The 20,005-nt window shown below is 71.3% G+C and carries 21 protein-coding genes and 1 pseudogene; 5 read left to right on the top strand and 17 right to left on the bottom strand.

All coding sequences use genetic code 11. The annotated features are described in order from the left end of the window. Window positions 1–36: 36 nt before the first annotated feature. The 6 genes from HNR73_RS18830 to HNR73_RS18805 all read right to left on the bottom strand — a co-directional run bounded on the left by HNR73_RS18830 (window position 37) and on the right by HNR73_RS18805 (window position 5,036). Window positions 37–831 (bottom strand): ABC transporter permease, encoded by a 795-nt coding sequence (locus HNR73_RS18830; protein ID WP_184788841.1) that lies wholly within the window; start codon window positions 829–831, stop codon window positions 37–39. Further along, window positions 831–1,643, bottom strand: coding sequence for a 2-aminoethylphosphonate ABC transporter permease subunit (locus tag HNR73_RS18825; RefSeq protein WP_184788840.1), 813 nt, complete (start codon window positions 1,641–1,643; stop codon window positions 831–833). Before HNR73_RS18825 ends, HNR73_RS18830 begins: the two co-directional genes overlap by 1 nt. Further along, window positions 1,640–2,620 (bottom strand): ABC transporter ATP-binding protein, encoded by a 981-nt coding sequence (locus HNR73_RS18820; protein WP_184788839.1) that lies wholly within the window; start codon window positions 2,618–2,620, stop codon window positions 1,640–1,642. Before HNR73_RS18820 ends, HNR73_RS18825 begins: the two co-directional genes overlap by 4 nt. Continuing rightward, entirely contained in the window at window positions 2,617–3,642 is a 1,026-nt protein-coding gene (locus HNR73_RS18815; RefSeq protein WP_184788838.1) for a 2-aminoethylphosphonate ABC transporter substrate-binding protein, read from the bottom strand. Before HNR73_RS18815 ends, HNR73_RS18820 begins: the two co-directional genes overlap by 4 nt. A gap of 13 nt (window positions 3,643–3,655) precedes the next feature. Further along, entirely contained in the window at window positions 3,656–4,330 is a 675-nt protein-coding gene (locus HNR73_RS18810) for a phosphonatase-like hydrolase (RefSeq protein WP_275414563.1), read from the bottom strand. A 121-nt stretch (window positions 4,331–4,451) separates the two neighbouring features. Continuing rightward, window positions 4,452–5,036 carry a TetR/AcrR family transcriptional regulator gene (locus tag HNR73_RS18805; RefSeq protein ID WP_239122129.1) on the bottom strand — a complete coding sequence of 195 codons (585 nt, stop codon included), beginning with the start codon at window positions 5,034–5,036 and terminating at the stop codon, window positions 4,452–4,454. Between the two features lie 85 nt (window positions 5,037–5,121). On the opposite strand from HNR73_RS18805, the gene HNR73_RS18800 reads away from it, so the two are divergent. Further along, the gene (locus tag HNR73_RS18800) at window positions 5,122–6,273 is read left to right on the top strand and encodes a DUF418 domain-containing protein (RefSeq protein WP_184788837.1); all 1,152 of its coding nucleotides are present in this window, start codon (window positions 5,122–5,124) and stop codon (window positions 6,271–6,273) included. A gap of 21 nt (window positions 6,274–6,294) precedes the next feature. Here HNR73_RS18800 and HNR73_RS18795 read toward each other — a convergent pair whose 3' ends face one another. After that, window positions 6,295–6,729 carry a hypothetical protein gene (locus tag HNR73_RS18795; protein ID WP_221331015.1) on the bottom strand — a complete coding sequence of 145 codons (435 nt, stop codon included), beginning with the start codon at window positions 6,727–6,729 and terminating at the stop codon, window positions 6,295–6,297. Between HNR73_RS18795 and HNR73_RS18790 the strand changes: the two genes are divergently transcribed. Further along, entirely contained in the window at window positions 6,691–7,653 is a 963-nt protein-coding gene (locus HNR73_RS18790; protein WP_203686226.1) for a serine/threonine-protein kinase, read from the top strand. The two genes, HNR73_RS18795 and HNR73_RS18790, sit on opposite strands and share 39 nt — an antisense overlap. Window positions 7,654–7,660: 7 nt before the next feature. Here HNR73_RS18790 and HNR73_RS39090 read toward each other — a convergent pair whose 3' ends face one another. The 3 genes from HNR73_RS39090 to HNR73_RS18780 form a co-directional block, all read right to left on the bottom strand. After that, window positions 7,661–8,503, bottom strand: a complete 843-nt coding sequence (locus tag HNR73_RS39090; RefSeq protein ID WP_239122128.1) for a sigma-70 family RNA polymerase sigma factor — start codon at window positions 8,501–8,503, stop codon at window positions 7,661–7,663. Window positions 8,504–8,523: 20 nt separating this feature from the next. Beyond that, complete coding sequence (locus HNR73_RS39085; RefSeq protein ID WP_203686222.1) at window positions 8,524–8,907, bottom strand: VOC family protein; 384 nt, start codon at window positions 8,905–8,907, stop codon at window positions 8,524–8,526. Between the two features lie 80 nt (window positions 8,908–8,987). After that, on the bottom strand, window positions 8,988–10,109 hold the full coding sequence (locus HNR73_RS18780; protein WP_184788833.1) for a TIGR03364 family FAD-dependent oxidoreductase: 1,122 nt from the start codon (window positions 10,107–10,109) through the stop codon (window positions 8,988–8,990). A 456-nt stretch (window positions 10,110–10,565) separates the two neighbouring features. Between HNR73_RS18780 and HNR73_RS18775 the strand changes: the two genes are divergently transcribed. After that, window positions 10,566–10,931, top strand: a complete 366-nt coding sequence (locus tag HNR73_RS18775) for a hypothetical protein (RefSeq protein WP_184788832.1) — start codon at window positions 10,566–10,568, stop codon at window positions 10,929–10,931. A gap of 190 nt (window positions 10,932–11,121) precedes the next feature. Here the strand turns inward: HNR73_RS18775 and HNR73_RS18770 are convergent, their stop codons facing one another. After that, the gene (locus HNR73_RS18770; protein ID WP_221331030.1) at window positions 11,122–11,862 is read right to left on the bottom strand and encodes a GntR family transcriptional regulator; all 741 of its coding nucleotides are present in this window, start codon (window positions 11,860–11,862) and stop codon (window positions 11,122–11,124) included. 138 nt (window positions 11,863–12,000) lie between these two features. Between HNR73_RS18770 and HNR73_RS18765 the strand changes: the two genes are divergently transcribed. Beyond that, window positions 12,001–13,470, top strand: coding sequence for an alkaline phosphatase family protein (locus tag HNR73_RS18765; protein WP_203686220.1), 1,470 nt, complete (start codon window positions 12,001–12,003; stop codon window positions 13,468–13,470). A 127-nt stretch (window positions 13,471–13,597) separates the two neighbouring features. Continuing rightward, window positions 13,598–14,245 carry an HAD family hydrolase gene (locus HNR73_RS18760; RefSeq protein WP_184788830.1) on the top strand — a complete coding sequence of 216 codons (648 nt, stop codon included), beginning with the start codon at window positions 13,598–13,600 and terminating at the stop codon, window positions 14,243–14,245. Here the strand turns inward: HNR73_RS18760 and HNR73_RS18755 are convergent. From HNR73_RS18755 to dnaK, 6 genes and pseudogenes are all read right to left on the bottom strand, one after another. Then, on the bottom strand, window positions 14,242–15,087 hold the full coding sequence (locus HNR73_RS18755; RefSeq protein WP_184788829.1) for a DUF1963 domain-containing protein: 846 nt from the start codon (window positions 15,085–15,087) through the stop codon (window positions 14,242–14,244). The two genes, HNR73_RS18760 and HNR73_RS18755, sit on opposite strands and share 4 nt — an antisense overlap. Before the next feature lie 46 nt (window positions 15,088–15,133). Continuing rightward, complete coding sequence (locus HNR73_RS18750) at window positions 15,134–15,307, bottom strand: hypothetical protein (protein ID WP_184788828.1); 174 nt, start codon at window positions 15,305–15,307, stop codon at window positions 15,134–15,136. Between the two features lie 36 nt (window positions 15,308–15,343). Beyond that, window positions 15,344–15,757, bottom strand: coding sequence for a heat shock protein transcriptional repressor HspR (locus tag HNR73_RS18745; RefSeq protein ID WP_184788827.1), 414 nt, complete (start codon window positions 15,755–15,757; stop codon window positions 15,344–15,346). A gap of 61 nt (window positions 15,758–15,818) precedes the next feature. Then, window positions 15,819–17,003 (bottom strand): molecular chaperone DnaJ, encoded by a 1,185-nt coding sequence (gene dnaJ, locus HNR73_RS18740; RefSeq protein WP_184788826.1) that lies wholly within the window; start codon window positions 17,001–17,003, stop codon window positions 15,819–15,821. 366 nt (window positions 17,004–17,369) lie between these two features. Then, window positions 17,370–17,882 (bottom strand): annotated as a pseudogene (gene grpE, locus HNR73_RS41205) (nucleotide exchange factor GrpE); the annotation flags it as partial. Continuing rightward, the gene (gene dnaK / locus HNR73_RS18730; protein ID WP_184788824.1) at window positions 17,879–19,738 is read right to left on the bottom strand and encodes a molecular chaperone DnaK; all 1,860 of its coding nucleotides are present in this window, start codon (window positions 19,736–19,738) and stop codon (window positions 17,879–17,881) included. The gene dnaK and the pseudogene grpE, both read right to left, overlap by 4 nt. Between the last annotated feature and the right edge of the window lie 267 nt (window positions 19,739–20,005).

The following is a 20,005-nucleotide window of genomic DNA, read 5'->3' as shown; positions in this document are numbered from 1 at the left end:
GACGGTGAGGGTCACATCGAGAAGACCCTGAAGGGCTCAGCGCCTGCCGCGGCGGGTCGCGACGCCGAGACCGACGAGGATCACGACCGTCGTCGCCAGCAGCACCACCGTTTCGGCGGAGGCGAGGAAGACCTTGCCGCGGTCGGTGAGGGTGAAGATGGTGACCGACAGCGGGCGCCACGACGCCGGGTAGACCATGATCGTCGCGCCGACCTCTCCCATGGACAGCGCCAGCGAGAGGCTCGCGGCCGCCGACACCGCGGGCATGAGCATCGGGACACGCACCCGCCACAGCACCCGCATCGGTGACGCGCCAAGGGATGCGGCGACCTGGGCGTAGGCGGGGTCGGTGCGTTCGAGGGCGGCCGAGACCGTCGAGTACGCGAACGCCAGCACGAGCACGAAGTGCGCGATGACGACCAGCCACATGGTGCCGTTGAGCGCGATCGGCGGTCGGCTGAAGGCGGTGAGCAGCCCGAGACCGACGACGACGGAGGGCACCGCGATCGGCAGATGCATTGCGGCGTCGGCGATCCGGCGCGCGGCCGGCGGCGCCTCACGGACGGCGAGCGCACCCCAGACGCCGACGATGACGGCACCGATCCCGGCCAGGAAGGCCGTCTGGAGGCTGACCGACAGGCTCGCGACCTGTTCGCCGGCGAGGGCGTCGCCGAGGTGGCCGGTGGTGTAGCCGGTCGGGAGCACGCCGTTCCAGCTTCCGGCGACGGCGGCGAGGACGAGCACGGCGAGGGGCGCCAGGACGACGGGGACGAAAACGAGCGCGAAGACCGTCCACAGGAGGGCGCGGCCGCGGCGGGACCAGACGAGCATCAGCGTCCTTTGTGGAAGGTTCGGCGGTAGACCGCGTACAGGGCGGAGGAAAGCGCGACCTGGATGACGGCCACGACGCAGGCGGCGGGTAGGTCGAAGGTGACCACGCCGTAGGAGTGCACGAGCATCGGGAGCGTCGTGACGTCCTTGGCGCCGATGAACAGGACGATGCCGAACTCGTTCAGGGTCAGCAGGAGCGTGAGGCAGCCGCCCGCCGCGAGGGCCGGAAGTGCTTCCGGGAGAACGATTCTGGCGAAGACGCGACCGGGCCGGGCACCGAGCGAGGCGGCGACGTCGAGTTGTTCGCGGGGGACGTGGGAGTAGGCCGCGAGGAGCGGCCGCATCACGAAGGGCGTGTAGAAGGTGATCTCGGCGGCGATGACGCACCAGGGGGAGTAGAGGAAGTCGCCGACCGCCGAACCGCCGAGGGCCGTGTTGACGATCCCGGCCGAGCCGTAGAGGAACGTGAAGGCCAGGGCGATGAGGAAGGAGGGGAAGGCGAGGAGCGTGTCGACGAGGCGGGTCACGAGTCCCGCGCCGGGGAACGGGACGAAGGCGAGGACGGTGGCGAAGAAGGTGCCGAGTACGACGCAGCCGACGGTCGCGGCGAGGGAGATGGTGACGGTGCTGCCGAGGGCGTCGAGGAAGCGGCCGGAGGTGAGAACGCGCTGCCAGGTGGCGAGGGTGACGCCGGGGGCGGAGTCGGCGGTGAGGGATTCACGGACGACGAAGTAGAGGGGGTAGAGGAAGAAGCCCGCGATGAGGAGGAGGGGCGGGAGGAGCCAGGGGGTGCGGCGCCAGGGGTGGCTCATACCCGCACCACCGTCGCCCCCTCGCCGACCGTCGGCACCAGCACGGTCGCCGTCTCCCCCACACCCGGCAGCCCGTCCAGCGACGCCACGTCGGCGCGGACCTCCGTCCCGTCGGCGTCGAGCGCGCAGGTCACCCGGTACGTCGAGCCGCGCCACTGCACGCCGGTGACGCGCGCGGCGCGGCCGCCCGGCGTTCCCGCCGCCGCGACCGCGACCTGGTGCGGCCGCACCACCAGCAACTCGCCCCCCTCGCGCGGAATCAGGTTCGCCGCCCCCAGGAACGACGCCGTGAACGCGCTCGGCGGCCGGTGGTACAGCTCCTCCGTCGCGTCCACGTCGACGAGCCGGGCGTCGCGCATCACCGCGATGCGGTCGGCCAGCGCGAGCGCCTCGGTCTGATCGTGCGTCACGTACAGCACGGCCGTGTCGGGCAGCTCGCGCTTGAGGCGCTGGAGCTCCCCGACCATCTCGGCCCGCAGCGAGGCGTCCAATGCGGACAGTGGCTCGTCGAGCAGCAGCACGGGCGGCCGGATCGCCAGTGCGCGCGCGATGGCGACGCGCTGCTGCTGGCCACCACTGAGTTCGCGGGGATAGCGGCCGGCGTAGGCCGCCATCCCGACGAGGTCCAGCACTTCGGCGACGCGGGCGCGCCGGTCGGCCCGCCCCATGGCCGCCAGCCCGAAGGCCACGTTGTCCTTCACCTTCATGTGCGGGAACAGCGCGTACTGCTGCACCACCACGCCGATCCCGCGTTCGCGCGGCGGCGCGTGTGTCACGTCGCGACCGGCCAGCAGGACGCTTCCCGCGCTGGGCCGCAGGAATCCCGCGACGGCCTTCAGCGCGGTCGACTTCCCCGAGCCCGACGGCCCGAGGAGGGCCACCGTCTCACCGACGGCGACGTCGATGGAGAAGGCGCTCAGCGCCTCGGTCCGTCCGTAGTGGACGGTCACGTCCCGCAGGCCGATCGCGGCGGTCAAGACTGCCCCACCGCGTCGAGGTAGGCGGCGACGTCGGCGTCGAGGTCGGCGAGCACCCGCGTCCAGTCGGGCTGCCAGATCTCGACGCCCTCCATGGCCTTCTGGACGGCGGCGAAGTTCTCGTCGGTGGCGGTGACGTCGCCGCGGGCCGGGATCCCGTACGCGGCAAGGCTCACCTGCTGCTGCGCCTCCGGCGAGAGCAGGAAGTCCATCAGTTTCCGGCCGTTCTCGCCGTGCGGGGCTCCGTCGGCCAGGCCCATGAAGTAGGGGATCGCGAAGGTGGAGCGCTTGCCGTCGGCACCTGCGGGGAAGAAGATCTCGAAGCGCGAACCGTCGTTGTGGATGGAGGCGAGGTTCATCTGCACATCGCCGTTGGCGACGAGGATCTCGCCCTTGCTGACCTTCGGCTGGAGCTTGCCGGTCGACGAGGACGGGCCGACGTTCGACTCCTCCAGTTTCGCCAGGTAGTCGAGGGCGCCCTGCTTGCCGAGTTCGTGCTGGAGCTGGATCAGCACGGCGGTCCCGTCACCGGCCTGGCCGGGCGTGGAGTACTGGAGTTTGCCCTTGAACCGCGCGTCGAGCAGGGAGTCCCATGTGGACGGTGCCGGATCGGCGGCGGGGTTGTGGATGAAGCAGAGGTAGTTGTTCACCAGTGGCGTGTAGTTCGCCGACCCGCCGACGGTCTTGTCGGCACCCGCCGGGGTGTAGGCGGCGAGCAGTCCTTCGGCCTCGGCCTTCTGGATGTACGGCGGGAGGGTCACGGCCACGTCTGCCTGCGTGTTCGCCTTCTCCTGCTGGAGCCGGGAGACGACCTCGCCGGAGCCGGATTCGACCAGCTCGACGGCGATCCCGGTCTGCGCGGTGAAGGCGGCGAACTGCGGCGTGTACCAGTCGGCGAGTCCGTCGACGGAGTAGACGGTGACGGTCTTGTCGTCACCGGCGTCGGCCGATCCGGTGCCACCGCAGGCGGCGAGCGCTCCGGTGAGGGGGATGAGCGCGGCGGCGAGGAGTCTGCGTCGCATGTCGGGTTTTCTCCTAGGAGTGCAGAAGGTCGGGGAGCGCGGTGACGGAGTCGAGGACGTGGTGGGCGCCCGCGGCGGCCAGGTCGGCGGCGGTGTGGGCGCCGGTGGTGACGGCGGTGACGGTTCCGGCGCCGGCGCGCAGGCCGGTGAGGACGTCGTAGGTGGTGTCGCCGCAGGTGACGACGCGGCGCAGGTCGCTCGCGCCGAGGCGGAGGACGGCGGTGAGGACGAGGTCGGGGTAGGGGCGGCCGCGTCCGGCCTCGGCGGGCACGAGGGTGAGGTCGGCGAGGCCGATCCAGTCGAGGGCGGTGAGGATCGCGTCGGCGGTGGGGCGGGAGAAGCCGGTGGTGAGGGCGACCTTGATACCGGCGGCGCGGAGCCCGGCGATGGTCTCGTCGGCGCCGGGAATCGGTGCCACGGCGTCGATCCGGGCGGCGTAGGCGGCCTCGAAGTCGGTGTTGCCGCGGCGGGCCGCGGCCTCGTCGCCGCCGAAGAGGTGGCGGAAGACGCTGATCTTGCTCTCGCCCATGGTGGCGCGGACGTACGTGAGCATCGCCGGGTAGCGCTCGTCGGTCTCGCCGACGCCCTGGGCCGCGACGGCCTCGGTGAACGCGGCCTCGACGAGTCCGCCGTCGGTGACGGTGGTGCCCGCCATGTCGAGGACGACTAGCTCGGGGGTGGTCGGCACGGTGGCTCCCTTGTTCGCTGACGTGGGCCAGCTTCGGGGAGCGGAGGGACGATGCGGTGCCGCGGAAGTGACGCGAAGGTGAACCGAGCCGAAAGGTTCAGACCTGTTATCTTGCCGTGACCTACGGCCGGATGCCGATCGCGGGCAGGATCGCCTGTTCGACGATCCGGCCCAGCGCGTCGTCGTCGGGGATTCCGGCGTCGATCAGGTGCTTGATGACGAGCGCCTCACCGATGTCGGCGACGACGGGGGTCACCAGCGCCTCGTCGAACTCCCCGGCCCGGGCGTAGTGCAGCAGGACGGTCCGGGTGAACGTGCCGCCGTTCTCGGCGAAGACGCGCTCGTAGAGGCCCTGGACGAGCACCGGGTCGCGCCTCGGGTCGCCCATGATCGCCTGCACCGCGCGACCGGCGGGACTGATCGCCCAGTCGACCATCAGCCGCAGCGACGCGACCAGGTCGCCGCGCAGGTCGTCGGCGCCGGGAGTGGGCTCCTCCATGGGATGCGCGGCGGACAGCGCGTCGAGCAGCAGCTCCGACGGGCTCGGCCAGCGCCGGTACAGCGAGGTGCGGGCGGTCTCGGCGCGCTTGGCGATGCCGTCCATCGTCAGCCGCCCGAGACCGAGCTCGGCGACCTCGGCGAGGGCGGCGGCGTAGATGGCGTCGACCAGGTCGCTGCCACGCCTCCGCGACGGATTCCCGGACACCGCCACACCCTATCTCCACCCCCTTCCCCGATTAGCTACATCCATGTAGCTTAATAAGCTACATCACTGTAGCTTAAGGAGTCCGATGTCCACGACCGCGCTCTCGCGCCCGGCGGCCACGCCCGTCGGTGAACGCTCCCTCGCACCCGATCTCGCGCGCGGCTTCATGCTGTTGCTGATCGCCGTCGCACACGCGCACATGTACCTCGCCTACGACGACGCCGGTTTCCGCGGCTACGCCGTCGACGGCGGCGTGCTCGACCGGCTCGTCGCCGGTGTCCAGATCCTCCTCGTCGACGGCCGCGCGCTGCCGATGTTCGCCGCTCTCTTCGGCTACGGCCTCGTCCGGCTGTCCGCGCGGCGCCCCGATCCCGCCGAGGCGACACGGCTCGTCCGCCGCCGCGGCCGATGGCTACTGGCCTTCGGCTTCTGCCACGCCTTACTGCTCTTCTTCGGCGACATCCTCGCCGCCTACGGCCTCATCGCGCTCGTCTTCGCCGGGATGCTCCGCCGTTCCGACCGTGCCCTGCTCCGCGCCGCCGCGCTGACGATCCCGCTGCACGTGCTGGTCCTCGTCGGCATCGGACTGTCCACGATCAGCGCCGGGCACGCCGAATCCCCCACCGTGATCGCCGATCCCCTAGCGGCACTGGGGATGCGGCTGGGGACGTGGACCGCGCTGACCCCGACCTTCTACCTCGTCAGCGCGCTCCCGTCGTTCTTCCTCGGTGCGTGGGCCGCGCGGCGCCGAATGCTCGACGAACCCGCCGCGCACCGCCCGTTCCTGCGCCGGATCGCCTGGTGGGGCATCGGGGCCGGCGTCGTCGGCGGCCTCCCGCTGACCCTGGCCGACACCCACCTGTGGGACCCCGCCGACGGTCCGGCGGTCGCCGCCTACGCGCTGCACAGCGTCACCGGGATCGCCGCCGGGGTCGGGTACGCCGCCCTGATCGGCCTGATCGCGACCCGACTCCGGCGGCCCGGACGCCTCACCCGCGCCCTCGCGGAGTGCGGGCGGCGCTCGCTGACCTGCTACGTCCTCCAGTCGGTGGCGTTCACGGTGATCTTCACACCCTTCGCGCTCGGGCTGGGTGACCAGGCCGGCGACGCCGCCGCGTCGGCGATCGGTGCCGCGGTCTGGCTGTCCACAGTGGTCGTCGCCGCGCTGATGGCGAAGGCCGGATACCGGGGTCCATTGGAGACGCTGCTACGACGGCTCACTTACGGCCGCAGGTGATCGCGCGCGCCCGGCGGCTCCTCACCCGCCGGGCGCCAGGTCTTCCAGCCAGGCCACGTCGATCCGCAGGCCGGTCGCGTCGACCTGCACGAGCCGGCCGGGCTCCAGGTTCGGCATCAGCATCCGGTGCGTGCACAGGCGGTGCCGCCGCCACACCGCCGACGCGACCACGATGACGTCCCCGCGTTCCCCGTTGGACCGCAGCTCGTGACCGGTGCGAACCCAGACGAGGCAGTCGATCCCGCGCCATTCCAGCACGACCCGCAGCGCGTCGGGATCGGCGTCCTTGACGTCGTCGGCGGGCTCGGTCAGCCGCGCCTCGGTCTCCGGATGGGCGAACCCGAGGACCCGCGCCGGGACCTCGCCGGCCAGCGTCAGCTCCCGCTCGGCGGCGGCGAGCCGCGCGGACATCAGATCTTGCAGGTAGGTGGCCGGATCCATGGCCCATACGACCATCGCGGGAACGGGACCGGTCCCCTCGCGATCCCCGACGCCGACCCGAACGCGCCGACGCCGTGGTTCGCCTCGGCCTACGTGCCCGGTCCCTCGCTGCGTGAGGCCGTCGCGGCGGCCCGTCCGCTGCCCGAGGCCGCCGCGCTGCGACTGGCCGCCGGGCTCGCCTCGGCGCTCGTCGCGATCCACCGGGCCGGGCTGGTGCACCGGGATCTCAAGCCCTCCAACGTTCTGCTGACCGAGCGGGGCCCGAAGGTGATCGACTTCGGCATCGCGCGGGCCACCGACGCACCCGGCGGCACCGACATCACCCACACCGGCTGGCTCATCGGCATGCCCGGCCACATGTCGCCCGAACAGGCCGAAGGCGCGAAGGTCGGACCGGTCAGCGACGTCTTCGCGCTCGGTTCGGTGCTCGCGATGGCGTGCACGGGAGCCGGTCCCTTCGACGGCTCCTCGGCGCCGCAGACCTTGTACAAGGTCGTGCACACCGAGCCCGACCTCACCGGCGTCCCGGCACGGATCCGCGCCGTCATCGAACTGTGCCTGGTCAAGGACCCGGCCGCGCGTCCGGCTCCGGCACGGATCCGCGCCGCCATCGAAGATCCGGAGCCCGCCGCGCCGGCCTGGCCCGAGGAGATCGGGCGGCTGATCGGCGAACAGGAGACCGGTCTGTGGGGCCTGCTCGGGGCCCTCGGTGACGGCACGACACTGCTCGACAACGGCGAGACCCTGGCCTTCGCCGTGCACGGCTTCCGCGAGGGCCGGACTCCGCCACCACCGGCTCCCCGGCCGTCGCCTCCGCCTCGCACACCGAAGAAGGAGCCGGAGCCGGCGCAGGTCGTGGGTGCCCTCGCCGGGTGCGGCGAGTCGGCGCTGACCGACGCGACGACCTCGGCAGTCGACGCGGTCTCCTTCGGGGAATGACCGCGCCTCAATCCGGTGCGGGCACGTCGATCCCGGCCAGCATCGCCGGGTCGACGACGATCCGGATGCCGGTGATCCGGCCGTCGGCGACCGTGAAGACGATGACCGACAGCGGCTTCCCGTCGGGCCCCCAGGACATGTGGCCGGGCACTCCGTTGACCAGCACGGGCCGTTGCCGGGCGACGGAACCGCCGTCGAACATGCGTGCCCCCGCGGCGACCTTCGTCGCGCCGAGGGTGACGACGACCCCGGCGGGGGTGTCGACGGTCAGCTTCACGTCCGGGTCGAGGACGCGCAGCAGCGCCTCGAAGTCGCCGCCGACGGCGGCCGCGGTGAACGCCTCGACGACCCGCTGATGCTCGCGGCCGGGGCCCGCCGGGCGGTCCGTCGAGCGGACCTTCCGGCGGGCGCGACTGGCGATCATCTTGGCGGCATCCGTGGACTTGCCCAGGATCTGGCCGATCTCGGCGAAGGAGACGGCGAACATGTCGTGCAGGACGAAGGCCAGCCGCTCGCTCGGGGTGAGCGCATCGAGCACGACGACCATCGCGACACCGACCGCGTCGGCGAGCAGCGCCTGCTCGTCGGGCGCGGGCCCGTCGGCGGCCGTGACGACCAGATCCGTTCGCTCGTAAGCGGTCTCGGGACGGCGGGCCCGCAGCAGGTCGAGGCTGATCCGCCCGACGACCGTGGTCAGCCAGCCCGCCAGGTTGCCGATCGCCGACTCGTCCTGGCGGGCGAGGCGCATCCAGGCTTCCTGGACGGCGTCCTCGGCGTCGGCGTGGGAGCCCAGCACGCGGTAGGCGACGGCGCGCAGCCGGTCCCGCTGGGCTTCGAACGCCTCGGCCACAGGGCCTGACGGGCCGGCGGTCACGGCTTCAGGGGCTGACGGAGCGAGATGCGGTTGCCGTCGGGGTCGACGGCCTCCACGCGCACTCCGAACGGGTAGTCGACCGGTTCGGGTTCCTCGAAGATGACGCCGCGCTCGCGCATGGCCACGAAGTCCGCGCGCAGGTCGGCGGATTCGAGGATGAGCGGACCGGGCGCGCCCTCGCCGCCGGGCTGCCCCGCCGCTTCCGGATGCGACCACAGGATGATCTGCACCGTGCTGCCGGGGACACCGATGGTGAGGAAACGGCCGTCGGGGCCCGGGAAGTCGAGCCGCTTCTCCAGGCCGAGGCCCTCGGTGTAGTACTTCAGCGCGCGGTCCTGGTCGGTCACATAGATCGTGGCGTACATGATGTCGGTCAGCATTGTCGTTCTCCATCCACTCGTCGGCGACCGTTCTCGGTCGTCACCCCTATGACGAGCACTCGTGGACGAAGGTAACAAGATCACCAGCCGAGCTCGGCCGCCGTGGTCTCCGCGATCGCCGGGGAGCAGGTCATGCCGCGGCCACCGGGGCCGGTCACGAGGAGCACGCCCTCGTCGAGCGACTGGCGGTGGACGATGCGGCCCGGTTCGGTGGCCTGCGCGTACACGCCGGCCCAGCGGCGGCGGACGCGCGGGAGCGGCCTGCCGAGCAGTTCCTCGGCGACCGCGCGGAGGTGGTCGTAGGGCTCCTCGACGACGTCGAAGGCGAACGGCTCGTCGTACTCGTGGGTGTCGCCGATGGTGAGCCCGCCGTCGAGGCGCTGCACGACGAGCAGTTGCATCTTGTGCGCGGCGGCGATCTCCGGCTGCCGCTGGACGGCGGCCATGCGGTCGCGCGCCGGGGAGTCGAAGCCGGGGTAGTAGCGGAAGCTGTCGCCGTCGGCGACGGCGGTGGTGAGGCGCTCGCCGAGTGGCGCGGTCTGCATCATCTGCAGACGGACGCGGCGGACCGGCAGGGCGGGCCCGGCCAGTTCCCGCACCAGGCCGGACAACCAGGCGCCGGTGGCGAGGACGACCTGGTCGCCGCGGTGGACCTCGCCGTGGTCGTCGCGAACCTCCCCTGTGGACACGTCGCGGACCTCGCGGCCGGGCAGGTAGGTGTAGCGGCCGGACGCGGTGAGATGCGCGCGCAGGGCCGGGAGGGCGACGCGGGATTCGACGGCGGCGTCGGTCGTGCAGTGCAGCGCGGCCATGAAGTCGCCGCGCAGCAGGGGATTCAGCGCCCGGGCCGCGCCCGGGTCGAGCAGCGTGAAACCGCGCTCGCCACTGTCCGACGTGGACACGGCGTGCTCGGCGACGGCGACCTCGGCGTCACTGCGGCACAGCGTCAGCGAGCCCGTCGGCCGGAACCCGACACCGGGAACCTCCGCACCGATGGCCTCCCAGAGCTCCCGGGCCCGCAGCGCGGTCGACAGTTCCAGGCCGGAACTGCGGCCGGAGACCCAGACGAGCCCGAAGTTGCGGACGCTGGCGCCGCGCGCCTCGCGCTCCCTTTCGAGGTGGACGACCTCGTGGCCGCGGGCGACGGCCTCGTAGGCGTGCATGGTGCCGATGACGCCGCCGCCGACAATGATGATGCGCAAGATCGCTCCCTCGTTCGCTGACGAGGGCCAGCTTCTCCGGCGCGCGGGGACGGCCTGGTGCCCGCCAGATGACCGGCGGATGAACCGATCCGAAAGGTTCAGACCTGTTACCTGGTCGTGACTTTCGGCGCGATGGGCGACGACCGGTACGGTGCGCGCTGACGAAGTCGCCGACACGCCAAGGGGATCGAACTGAGGCTACGGGCCGGGACACACCGCGAGCGATCCCTCGCCGCACCGGCCGAAGCGGCCCTGACCTCAGCCTTCGCCGCATAGGACAAGGCCGTCGCCCTCATCCGCGAGTCGGTCACCGGGACACCCGCCCTCACCGCCGGAACCCCCTTCGCCGACCGCCACACCACCTACCGCGACGGCGTCGACGAGATTCGGGTCGTCGGCGAGTCGTCCCACGGATACGTCGACCACGAGATCGGCCTGGCGACGAGGGATGCGCTGGTGGCGGCGATCCACGCTCGCGTGCCGACGAACGAGGCCGCGGTCGGCTGGGAGATCGTCGGGCTCACGCTGGGCATCGGCCTGTCGCTCGCGGGTCTCGTGCTGGCTCAGCCGGAGGGGGTCGCGCTCGCCGTTGCCATCATGAGCACGGCTACTCGACGAGATCTTCGCGTCCGCGCAGAGCCGCGCCGAATTCGAAGGCCGCGGCCCACACTCGCCGATGAACGCCCGTCGCCCAAGGAGTTTCGGCACGATGCGTGGACCACCACTCACCGCGATCGCCGCGCCGGCCGCCGCCCTTCTGCTGACCGCCTGCGCATCACCGAAGGACGGGGTGACCCCACCGCCGTCGTCTGCTCCGAGTAGTGCCCAACCCTCGGGCTCCCCTCGGTCGTGCCGGTCGCCGACCACGACGGGTTCGCGGCCATGCCGGACATCTGCCGGTGGGCCGACTGGACCCCGGTGGCCGAGATCGGTGCGATCGAACCGGACCAGGATCGCTCCGAGAAAACCACCCCGAGCTCCCCGCCGCCTCCACCTCCTGACCCGCCCGCCTCTACCCCCGCAGCTTCGTCGCGAACCCGATCCGGTCTCCCCGGTACAGCGTCCGCACGCGCTCGATCGGGGCTCCATCGGCGTCGTACGACACCCTGTGCAGCAGCAGCATCGGCAGTGCGGGGTTCGTCCCGAGAAGCTGTGCCTCACGTGGGCTGGCCAGGGCCGTCTCGATCTGTTCGTCGGCTTCGGCGAAGACGACGCCGAGGTCGTCTTGCAGGCAGCGGTACAGCGACTCGGTGGGGTCGAAGACGTCGAGGAGCGTGGGGAACCGCCTCGACGGCAGGTACGTCGACTCCAGTCCGGTGGGTTCGCCGTCGGTGAGGAGTACGCGTTCGAGGTGGATGACCTTCTCGTCGGCTCCAATGTGGAGGGACTCGGCGAGCTCGCCGTCCGGGGTCAGTTCTTCGCTGGTCACCAGGCGGCGGCCGGGTTCGCGGCCCATGGCGCGTACGGCTTCGGTGTAGGACACGAGGTCGAGGGGGTGGATCAGCTTCGGCTGGGCGACGAAGGTTCCTCTGCCCTGGTGGGCCGACAGGCGCCCTTCGAGGACGAGTTCGGAGATGGCCTGCCGGACGGTCGCCCGGCTCACGCCGTAGTCGGCGGCCAGTTCGCGTTCGGGCGGCAGCGGCGTCCCCTCGCCGAGTTCGGGCAGCAGCGCGAGCAGGCGCGCCTTCACCGCGTAGTACTTCGGCACCCTGCCGTGCTCGGGCACGCCGTCGCGCACCGGTCCAGTCGCCAACACGCCGCCAGCCTAGGAACACCGGGTTACGAGCGCCCTTCGGGGTGTTCATCGGACCGCCGTGCGCGGCCTCTCGCGCGTTCACCCTCACATCGGTAACATTCGCGCAACTGGTCCGAACCAATCAAGGAGACGTCCGTGAAGCGCAGAACCGCACTCGCCGCGGCCATCACCGCCGTCGGCGCGACCTTACTCCCGCGCTCGGCCTCGGCCGCCGCACTGACGCCGAAAGTCCTGGTCATCGGCGTCGACGGGCTGCTCGCCACCCGCATCGACGCGGCCAACGCCCCTCACCTGAAAGCCATGCGCGCCAACGGAATCGACGGCCGCAGCCTGCTCTACGCCGCCCCGATGGCGGCCACCTCATCCGGCCCCGGCTGGGCGACCATCCTGACCGGCGTCTGGCCCGACAAGCACAAGGTCGTCGACAACTCCTTCGGTGGCAACGCCCTCGGCTCCTTCCCGGACTGGGTGTCGCGGGCCAAGGCCGCCCGACCGAGTCTCGACACCTACGCCGCCGTGGACTGGAAGCCGATCGCCGACCGCATCCTCGGCACCGCGATCGACACCCGGCACGTCTTCGACGGTGACGCCGACGGCTACGTCGGGCACGACAGGACCATCGCCGACCTCTCCGCGGCGCACCTGCGCGACGACCGGGCCGACGCGTCCTTCGTCTACTTCGGACAGGTCGACATCGTCGGCCACAACTCGGGTGCGGCCAGTCAGACCTACCTCAACGAGATCGCGCGCATCGACGGCTACATAGGACGGCTGGTCGCGGCGGTCAACGCGCGGCCGACGCGCGCCCAGGAGAGCTGGCGGATCATCGTCACCACCGACCACGGGCACACGCCCGGCGGCGGCCACGGCGGCAACAGTCCCGACGAGCGCACCACCTTCGTCCTGCTCACCGGCGACGGGATCACCCGCGCGGCACCGAAGACGACGCGGCTGGTCGACGTCGCCGCGACCGCCCTCGCCCACCTCGGCGTGGCGGCACCGTCCACAGCGGACGGTCGGCCCGCCACCGTCGTGTCGAGCGACCCCTTCGACACGGTGGCGCTCGGCCCGGCCGTCGACGAGGCCGTCGACGCCTCGATCCTCGGCTGGACGGCCGCGCTGCCCTCGGGCTGGACGCGCGAGAACACCGCGATGAGCGGCGGCATGACCGAGTGGCGCGGCTGGTCACTCACCAGCGACGCCTTCTGGTCGGCGGCGCAACGCGGCCAGGGCCGCGAGACCTTCGTGCGCGGCCGCGGCACCATCGCCGTCGCCGACTGCGACGAGTGGGCGGACAGGTCCGACGCGACGGGCAAGACCTTCGACTCCACACTGTGGACACCCGCGCGCACGGTCTCCGGCACCGCCGTCAAGGTCACGATGACCCACTGGTACCGCCACGAAGGCGACCAGCGCGGCTACCTGCTCGCCCGCTGGAACGGCGGTGCCGCAACGGTTCTGCGCACCTACAGCACCGACTCGGTCAACGGGACCGAGACGGTGACGGCCGCGGTTCCCTCGGGCGCGACGAACGTCCGGATCGGCTTCCGGCTGGTCGGCGTCAACAACTGGTACTGGGCCGTCGACGACGTGCGGATCTCCTGACGGGACGCGGGCCCCGGACCGCCTCCGGGGCCCGCGCCGGTCCGCCGGAGACGCCCCAATGGTCTCCGGCGGACATCGTGCCGGGGTTTAAGATCATCGTGGCGGTCCTGGCGAGCGGAGGAGTCGGATGATCGAGGCGGTCTTCTTCGACGTCGGCGGAACGATCCTGGACGAGTCCCACGAGTTCGACGCGTGGGCCGACTGGCTTGGCGTACCCCGGCACACGCTCTCGGCGGTGCTCGGCTCGGTCATCGCCCGTGGACTGGACTTCCGGGAGACCTTCCGCGCCTTCCGGCCCGACTTCGACCACGACACCGAGCTGGAGCTTCGCGCGGCCGCCGGTAGCGCGGAGTCCTTCACCGAAAGCGATCTCTACCCCGACGCGCGCGCTTGCCTTGCCGCGCTGAAGGACCAGGGCCTGCTCGTCGGCCTCGCCGGGAACCAGCCGGAGCACGCCGAGGCCTCGCTGCGCGACTTCGGGCTCGCCGTCGACGTGATCGCGACGTCGGCGGGCTGGGGCGTGGCGAAACCGGAGCCGGGCTTCTTCGAGCGCGTGATCGCCGTGGGCGGCGGGGATCCGTCGACGATCCTGTACGTCGGCGACCGGCCCGACAACGACGTCCGGCCGGCCGTGGCCGCCGGTCTGCGGACGTGCCTGATCCGGCGCGGGCCGTGGGGGTACATCCTCGACATGCCCGAGGTGGCCGCGCAGGCGACGTTCCGGATCGACTCGCTCGACGAACTGCCGGGGCTGGTCGCGAAGCACAACTCCTAGAAGCACGACCACGACAGCGCGACCCGGTCGAAACGGCGGGCGGCCAGGTCGGCGCGATCGAGGTGGAAGTGCCCGATTCCCATGTCGCCCCAGCCGATCCCGGCCTTGTGGTCGCTGTCGAGCTGGACGAGCAGGACCGGCAGTTCGGTCTCCGGGACGAGACCGGCCTCGGTGCGGACGAGCACCGGCTGCGCACTCGGTGCGAAGTAGGTGCCGCCCTGCACATCGACGCCGTAACCGCCGACGAGGTGGTAACGGGACGGGATCGCGGTGCCGATCGCCTCCTCCCACAGCTCGGCCCGCGACGCCGGCTCCTCGTCGTCGTCCTCGTCCTCGCCGGGCTCGTCGTCCTCCCAGTCGAGCCAACGGACGTAGGGATGGTCGTCGCTTCGGGGCGCGGTCATCTCGACCGACGCGGCGATCGGAATCGCGTCCCGGCGGTAGATGTCGTCCTCCGGGCCCCGCCGGGTCACGACCTCGGTTCCGGCGGGAATGTGGCGCACGAGCGGATCATTGCCTTCGGGCGCGAAGCAGAAGAACTGCAACAACCCACCCGACGGCAGGTCGAGACCCGTCTCGGGCAGGGCCGCGAGGTCGAGGGTCAGCTGGTGCGTGAGCGTACGACCGTCGGCGGTCGCGGGCCAGGACTCGGCCGGATCGAGCGCCGGATCGCCGGACAGGAAGCCGACGGTGGCGTCACCGGGTTCGGCATGACGCAAACGGATCGCGGGACGCGGCAGCGAGAGCCAGTACGTGGCCTCCCCGGGCGGCATGTGCTCCCGGGCCAGGGCTTCTAGTTCGGCGGTCGTGGTGGGCGGGATCCGCCGGTTCTGGTCGCTCACGGATCCAGGCTCGCACGGAGGAGGGCGGGAAACCTTGAGGGGATCTTTAGCGCGACACCACGATCGCCCCGATCAGGACCGCGACCACCGCCAGCACCGACCCGACCAGCGACGCGATCTTCCAGGCGCTGTACGGCCGCCGGCCGACGACCTGACCGGTCGTGGCGCTGATGAGGACGTGCCAGGCCTCGCCGCCGTGGCGGTAGCCCGCCGTCCACACGGGGAGGAGAACCGGGCGGGCGGGTATGGACGGGTTCTACTGCTGTATCGGCCAGGGAAGCAGCGCGTTCCCAGGGATCCGCGACATCCGGCGCAGCGCGAACGGTCCCGCCAGCGCCTCCAGCTCGTCCAGGTGCGCGCGGGCCTCCTCCAGGTGCGCGACCAGCTCGGTGAGCTGCCCGCGCATCTCGCTGACCTGGTTCTCCAGCGCGATGATGCGCTTGATCCCCGCCAGGTTCACACCGTCCTCTTGGGACAGTCGCTGGATCTCGCGCAGCAGCGCGACGTCCCGGACGCTGTAACGGCGGCCGCCGCCCGGCGTCCGGTCCGGCTGGACGAGTCCGAGCCGGTCGTACTGACGCAAGGTCTGCGGGTGCATGCCCGCCATCTTGGCCGCCACGGAGATCACCAGGACCTTCGAGTCGGGCGAGATCTCATGTACCTCGGCCATTGAGCGTCACACCTCCTCGTCGGCTCGCTCGTCGTCACCCTCGCTCAGCGAGGCGGCGACGTCAACCCGTTTCGTCCGTAATGCGGTCCTCAAGCCGGTGCCTTCCGGCGGGCGGGACCTGCGTGGCGAACTTCTCCAGGGTCTCGCGCGCCTCCGGCGACAGCTCGGCCGGAACCTCGATCTCGACGGTGACGAGCAGGTCCCCGCCAGGCGAACCGTCGCGCAGCGGGACACCCCGGCCGCGCACCCGCAGGGTGCGTCCGCTCGGCGTCCCCGCCGGGACCCGCACGGTCACCGGACCGTCCAATGTGGGCACTCGCACGTCGGTGCCGAGGGCCGCCTCGGGGAAGGTGACCGGCACCCTCAGCACGAGGTTGTCGCCCTTGCGTTCGAAGTACTCGTGCGGCCGGACCGTGATCAGCACGTAGAGGTCACCGGTCGGGCCGCCCCGCTCACCGGGCTCGCCGCGGCCCGCGAGCCGGATCTTCTGTCCATTGTCGACACCGGCCGGGATTCGCACGGTCAGCGTGCGGGTCTTGGTCACGCCGCCGCTGCCCTTGCACTCCGGGCACTTGTCCCGCACGATCGTCCCGACGCCCTGGCAGTCCTTGCAGGGCTCGGAGAAGCTGAAGGCCCCCTGGTTCGTGGTGACCATCCCCAGGCCGTGGCAGGTCTGGCAGGTCTCCGGCGTCGTACCGGGGCGCGCGCCGTCACCGTGACAGGTGTCGCACACGCCCGGAGCGCGCAGGGTCAACGGAAGCGTCGTGCCCTTGACCGCGTCGGCGAACTCCAGGACGACGGCCGCCTCGACGTCGCGCCCCTTCGCGGGACCGCTGCGACGGCGGCCCTGCCCGAACAGGTTGCCGAAGATGTCACCGAAGCCACCGGCGTCCCCGCCGGGGCTCGTGCCGCCGAAACCGCCCCCGCCACGAGCCTGGTTCAGCAGGTCGTTCAGGTCGAAGGGCGTCGCGCCGCCGCCCATGCGGGCGTCGCGGCGGAAGGCCCCGGCGCCCAGCAGGGAACGCATCTCGTCGTACTCGCGGCGCTTCTTGTCGTCGGCGAGGACCGTGTAGGCCTCCGAGACCTCCTTGAACCGGTCCTCGGCCCCGGTGTTGCCGGGGTTGTGGTCCGGGTGGAGATCGCGGGCGAGCTGCCGGTACGCCTTCTTGATGTCGGCGGTGGGGGCGTCCTTGGGAACCCCGAGAACTTTGTAGAAGTCCTTTTCCATCCAGTCACGTGAGACCATCGGACGCCTCCCCTCCCTCTGTCCAGTGTGCTCGATCGAACGCTACTTCTCTTCGCCGGAGCCGGTTTCCGTCTCGGCCTCGCCCTTGGCCCCGTCGTCCTCGGCCGGTGCCTTGGGCTTCGGGTGCGGGCTCGGCTTGCGCTTCTCGGCCGGCTTGGCCTCCTCGGCGGCGGGCTCGGCCTCGGCGGCCTCGTCCTTCACCTCGGCAGCGTCCTCACCGGCGGCTTCCGCGTCGGCCGCGGGAGCCTCCGGCTCCTCCTTCGACTCACCCTCGGCGGGCTTGTCCTCGGCGGCCTTCGGCTCCTCGGAGGCGGCGGCGTCCGCGGTGTCCGCGGCCTCGTCGACGGTCTTCGCCTCGGCCGGGGCCGGGTCGGCGACCGCGACCAGCGCGGGCCGCACGAGCCGGTCGCCCAGCTCGTAACCCCGCCGCATCACGTCGATGCACGTCGGTTCGGTGACCTCCGGCGACAGCATGTGCGCCACCGCCTCGTGCCGGTTGGGGTCGAAGGCGTCGCCCTTCTCCCCGAAACCGGCCAGCCCCAGCCGCGACAACGCACCCGTCAGCTGCTCGGCGACCGACGCGAACGGGCCGGTCAGATCGCCGTGCGTGCGGGCCCGGTCGAGGTCGTCGAGGACCGGCAGGAGCCCGGTCACGACCGAGATCGTGGCCTGGTCGGCGACCAGCTTGCGGTCCCGGTCGACGCGCTTACGGTAGTTGGCGTACTCGGCGGTGACCCGCTTGAGGTCGTTGGTGCGCTCATCGAGTTCGGCGGCGAGCTTCTTCAGCTCCTCGCCGCCCGCCTCGCCCGAACTCTCGCCGGCACCCGGCGAAGGAGTCTCCTCCTCCGCCGGGACGGCGTCGGCCTTCGGATCGGTCACTTCTTGTCGTCCTCGTCGACGATCTCGGCGTCGACCACGTCGTCGCCCTTGTCGGCCTTCGGCTGCTCGGCACCGGGCGCGCCCGCGCCCTCGGCGCCGGGGGCGCCTTCACCGGCGGCCTGCTGGGCCGCGTACATCGCCGCGCCGGCCTCCTGCGAGACCTTGATCAGGGCGTCCGTGGCGGTCTTGATCGCCTCGACGTCCGAACCGCCAAGCGCCGACTTCAGCTCCGAGAGGGCGCCGTTGATCTCGTCCTTCTTGTCCTCGGGCAGCTTGTCCCCGGACTCGGCGAGCAGCTTCTCGGTGTTGAACTGCCAGGTCTCACCGAGGTTGCGGGCCTCGGCGTCGTCCCGGCGCTTGCGGTCGTCGTCGGCGTGGTCCTGCGCGTCGCGCATCATCCGCTCGATGTCGTCCTTCGGCAGCGAGGAGCCGCCGGTGATCGTCATCGCCTGGGACTTGCCGGTCGCCATGTCCTTCGCCGAGACGTTCACGATGCCGTTGGCGTCGATGTCGAAGGTGACCTCGACCTGCGGGACGCCGCGCGGCGCCGGGGGCAGGCCGGTCAGCTCGAAGGTGCCGAGCTTCTTGTTGTAGGCGGCGATCTCGCGCTCGCCCTGGAAGACCTGGATCAGCACGGAGGGCTGGTGGTCGTCGGCGGTCGTGAAGATCTCCGAGCGCTTGGTCGGGATCGTCGTGTTGCGCTCGATGAGCTTGGTGAAGATGCCGCCCTTGGTCTCGATGCCCAGCGACAGCGGGGTCACGTCGAGCAGGAGGACGTCCTTGACCTCGCCCTTGAGGACACCGGCTTGAAGTGCCGCTCCGACCGCAACTACTTCATCAGGATTAACGCCCTTGTGCGGGTCGCGGCCGAGGATCTCGGTGACGAGCGCGGCGATCGCGGGCATGCGGGTCGAGCCGCCGACCATGATCACGTGGTCGATCTCGGAGAGCTTGATGCCGGCGTCCTTGACGGCCGACTCGAAGGGCTTCCGGCAGCGCTCGCGCAGGTCGGAGGTGAGCCGCTCGAACTCGGCGCGGGTCAGGTTGACGTCGAGGTGCAGCGGGCCTTCGGGACCGGCGGTGATGTAGGGCAGGTTGATCGAGGTCTGCGTCGCCGCCGACAGCTCGATCTTCGCCTTCTCCGCGGCCTCCTTGAGGCGCTGCATGGCCATCTTGTCGGCCGCGAGGTCGATGCCGTACTGGCCGTTGAAGGTCTTGACCAGGTGGTCGATGACCTTGTCGTCCCAGTCGTCGCCGCCGAGGTGGTTGTCACCGTTGGTGGCCTTGACCTGGATGACGCCGTCGGCGATCTCCAGCAGCGAGACGTCGAAGGTGCCGCCGCCGAGGTCGAAGACGAGGACCGTCTGCTCCTGGCCGCCCTTGTCGAGGCCGTAGGCCAGCGCGGCGGCGGTCGGCTCGTTGATGATGCGCAGGACGTTGAGGCCCGCGATCTCCCCGGCCTCCTTCGTCGCGGTGCGCTGCGAGTCGTTGAAGTAGGCGGGGACGGTGATGACCGCGTCGGTGATCGACTCGCCCAGGTAGGCCTCGGCGTCCCGCTTGAGCTTCATCAGCGTGCGGGCGCTGATCTCCTGCGGGGTGTAGTGCTTGTCGTCGATGTCGACCGACCAGTCCTCGCCCATGTGGCGCTTGACCGAGCGGATGGTGCGGTCGGGGTTCGTGACCGCCTGGCGCTTGGCGACCTCGCCGGCCAGCACCTCGCCGTTCTTCGCGAACGCGATGATGGACGGGGTCGTGCGCGAGCCTTCCGCGTTGGTGATTACCGTGGGCTCGCCGCCTTCGAGCACTGCAACGCAGGAGTTCGTCGTCCCGAGGTCGATGCCGACCGCACGTGCCATGGTGTAGCTCCCCCTATTGGAAGTTGAGTGGACCGGACTCAATGTTGGCTCGGAGATGGGCCGGTGTCAAGGCGGGGTTGAGTGAGATACGCGCAACTTTAGACCGTCGGTCTCGACGGGCGAGGGCGCCATGGCTCTTCACGACGGTGGCGGCGGGGTGGGATGTCCACCCGCGGACCACGCGCCGACGGCGACCAGGCCAAGGCTCCGGACCCGGCGGCCGGAACGCCCGGCGAGACCGAGGAACCCGGAGTCCCCACCGCGAGG

It is taken from the genome of Phytomonospora endophytica (genome assembly GCF_014202425.1).
Taxonomy (GTDB): domain Bacteria; phylum Actinomycetota; class Actinomycetes; order Mycobacteriales; family Micromonosporaceae; genus Phytomonospora; species Phytomonospora endophytica.
Note: the sequence above shows the minus strand (reverse complement) of the source record. Positions and strands in the feature narration are given on the sequence as shown.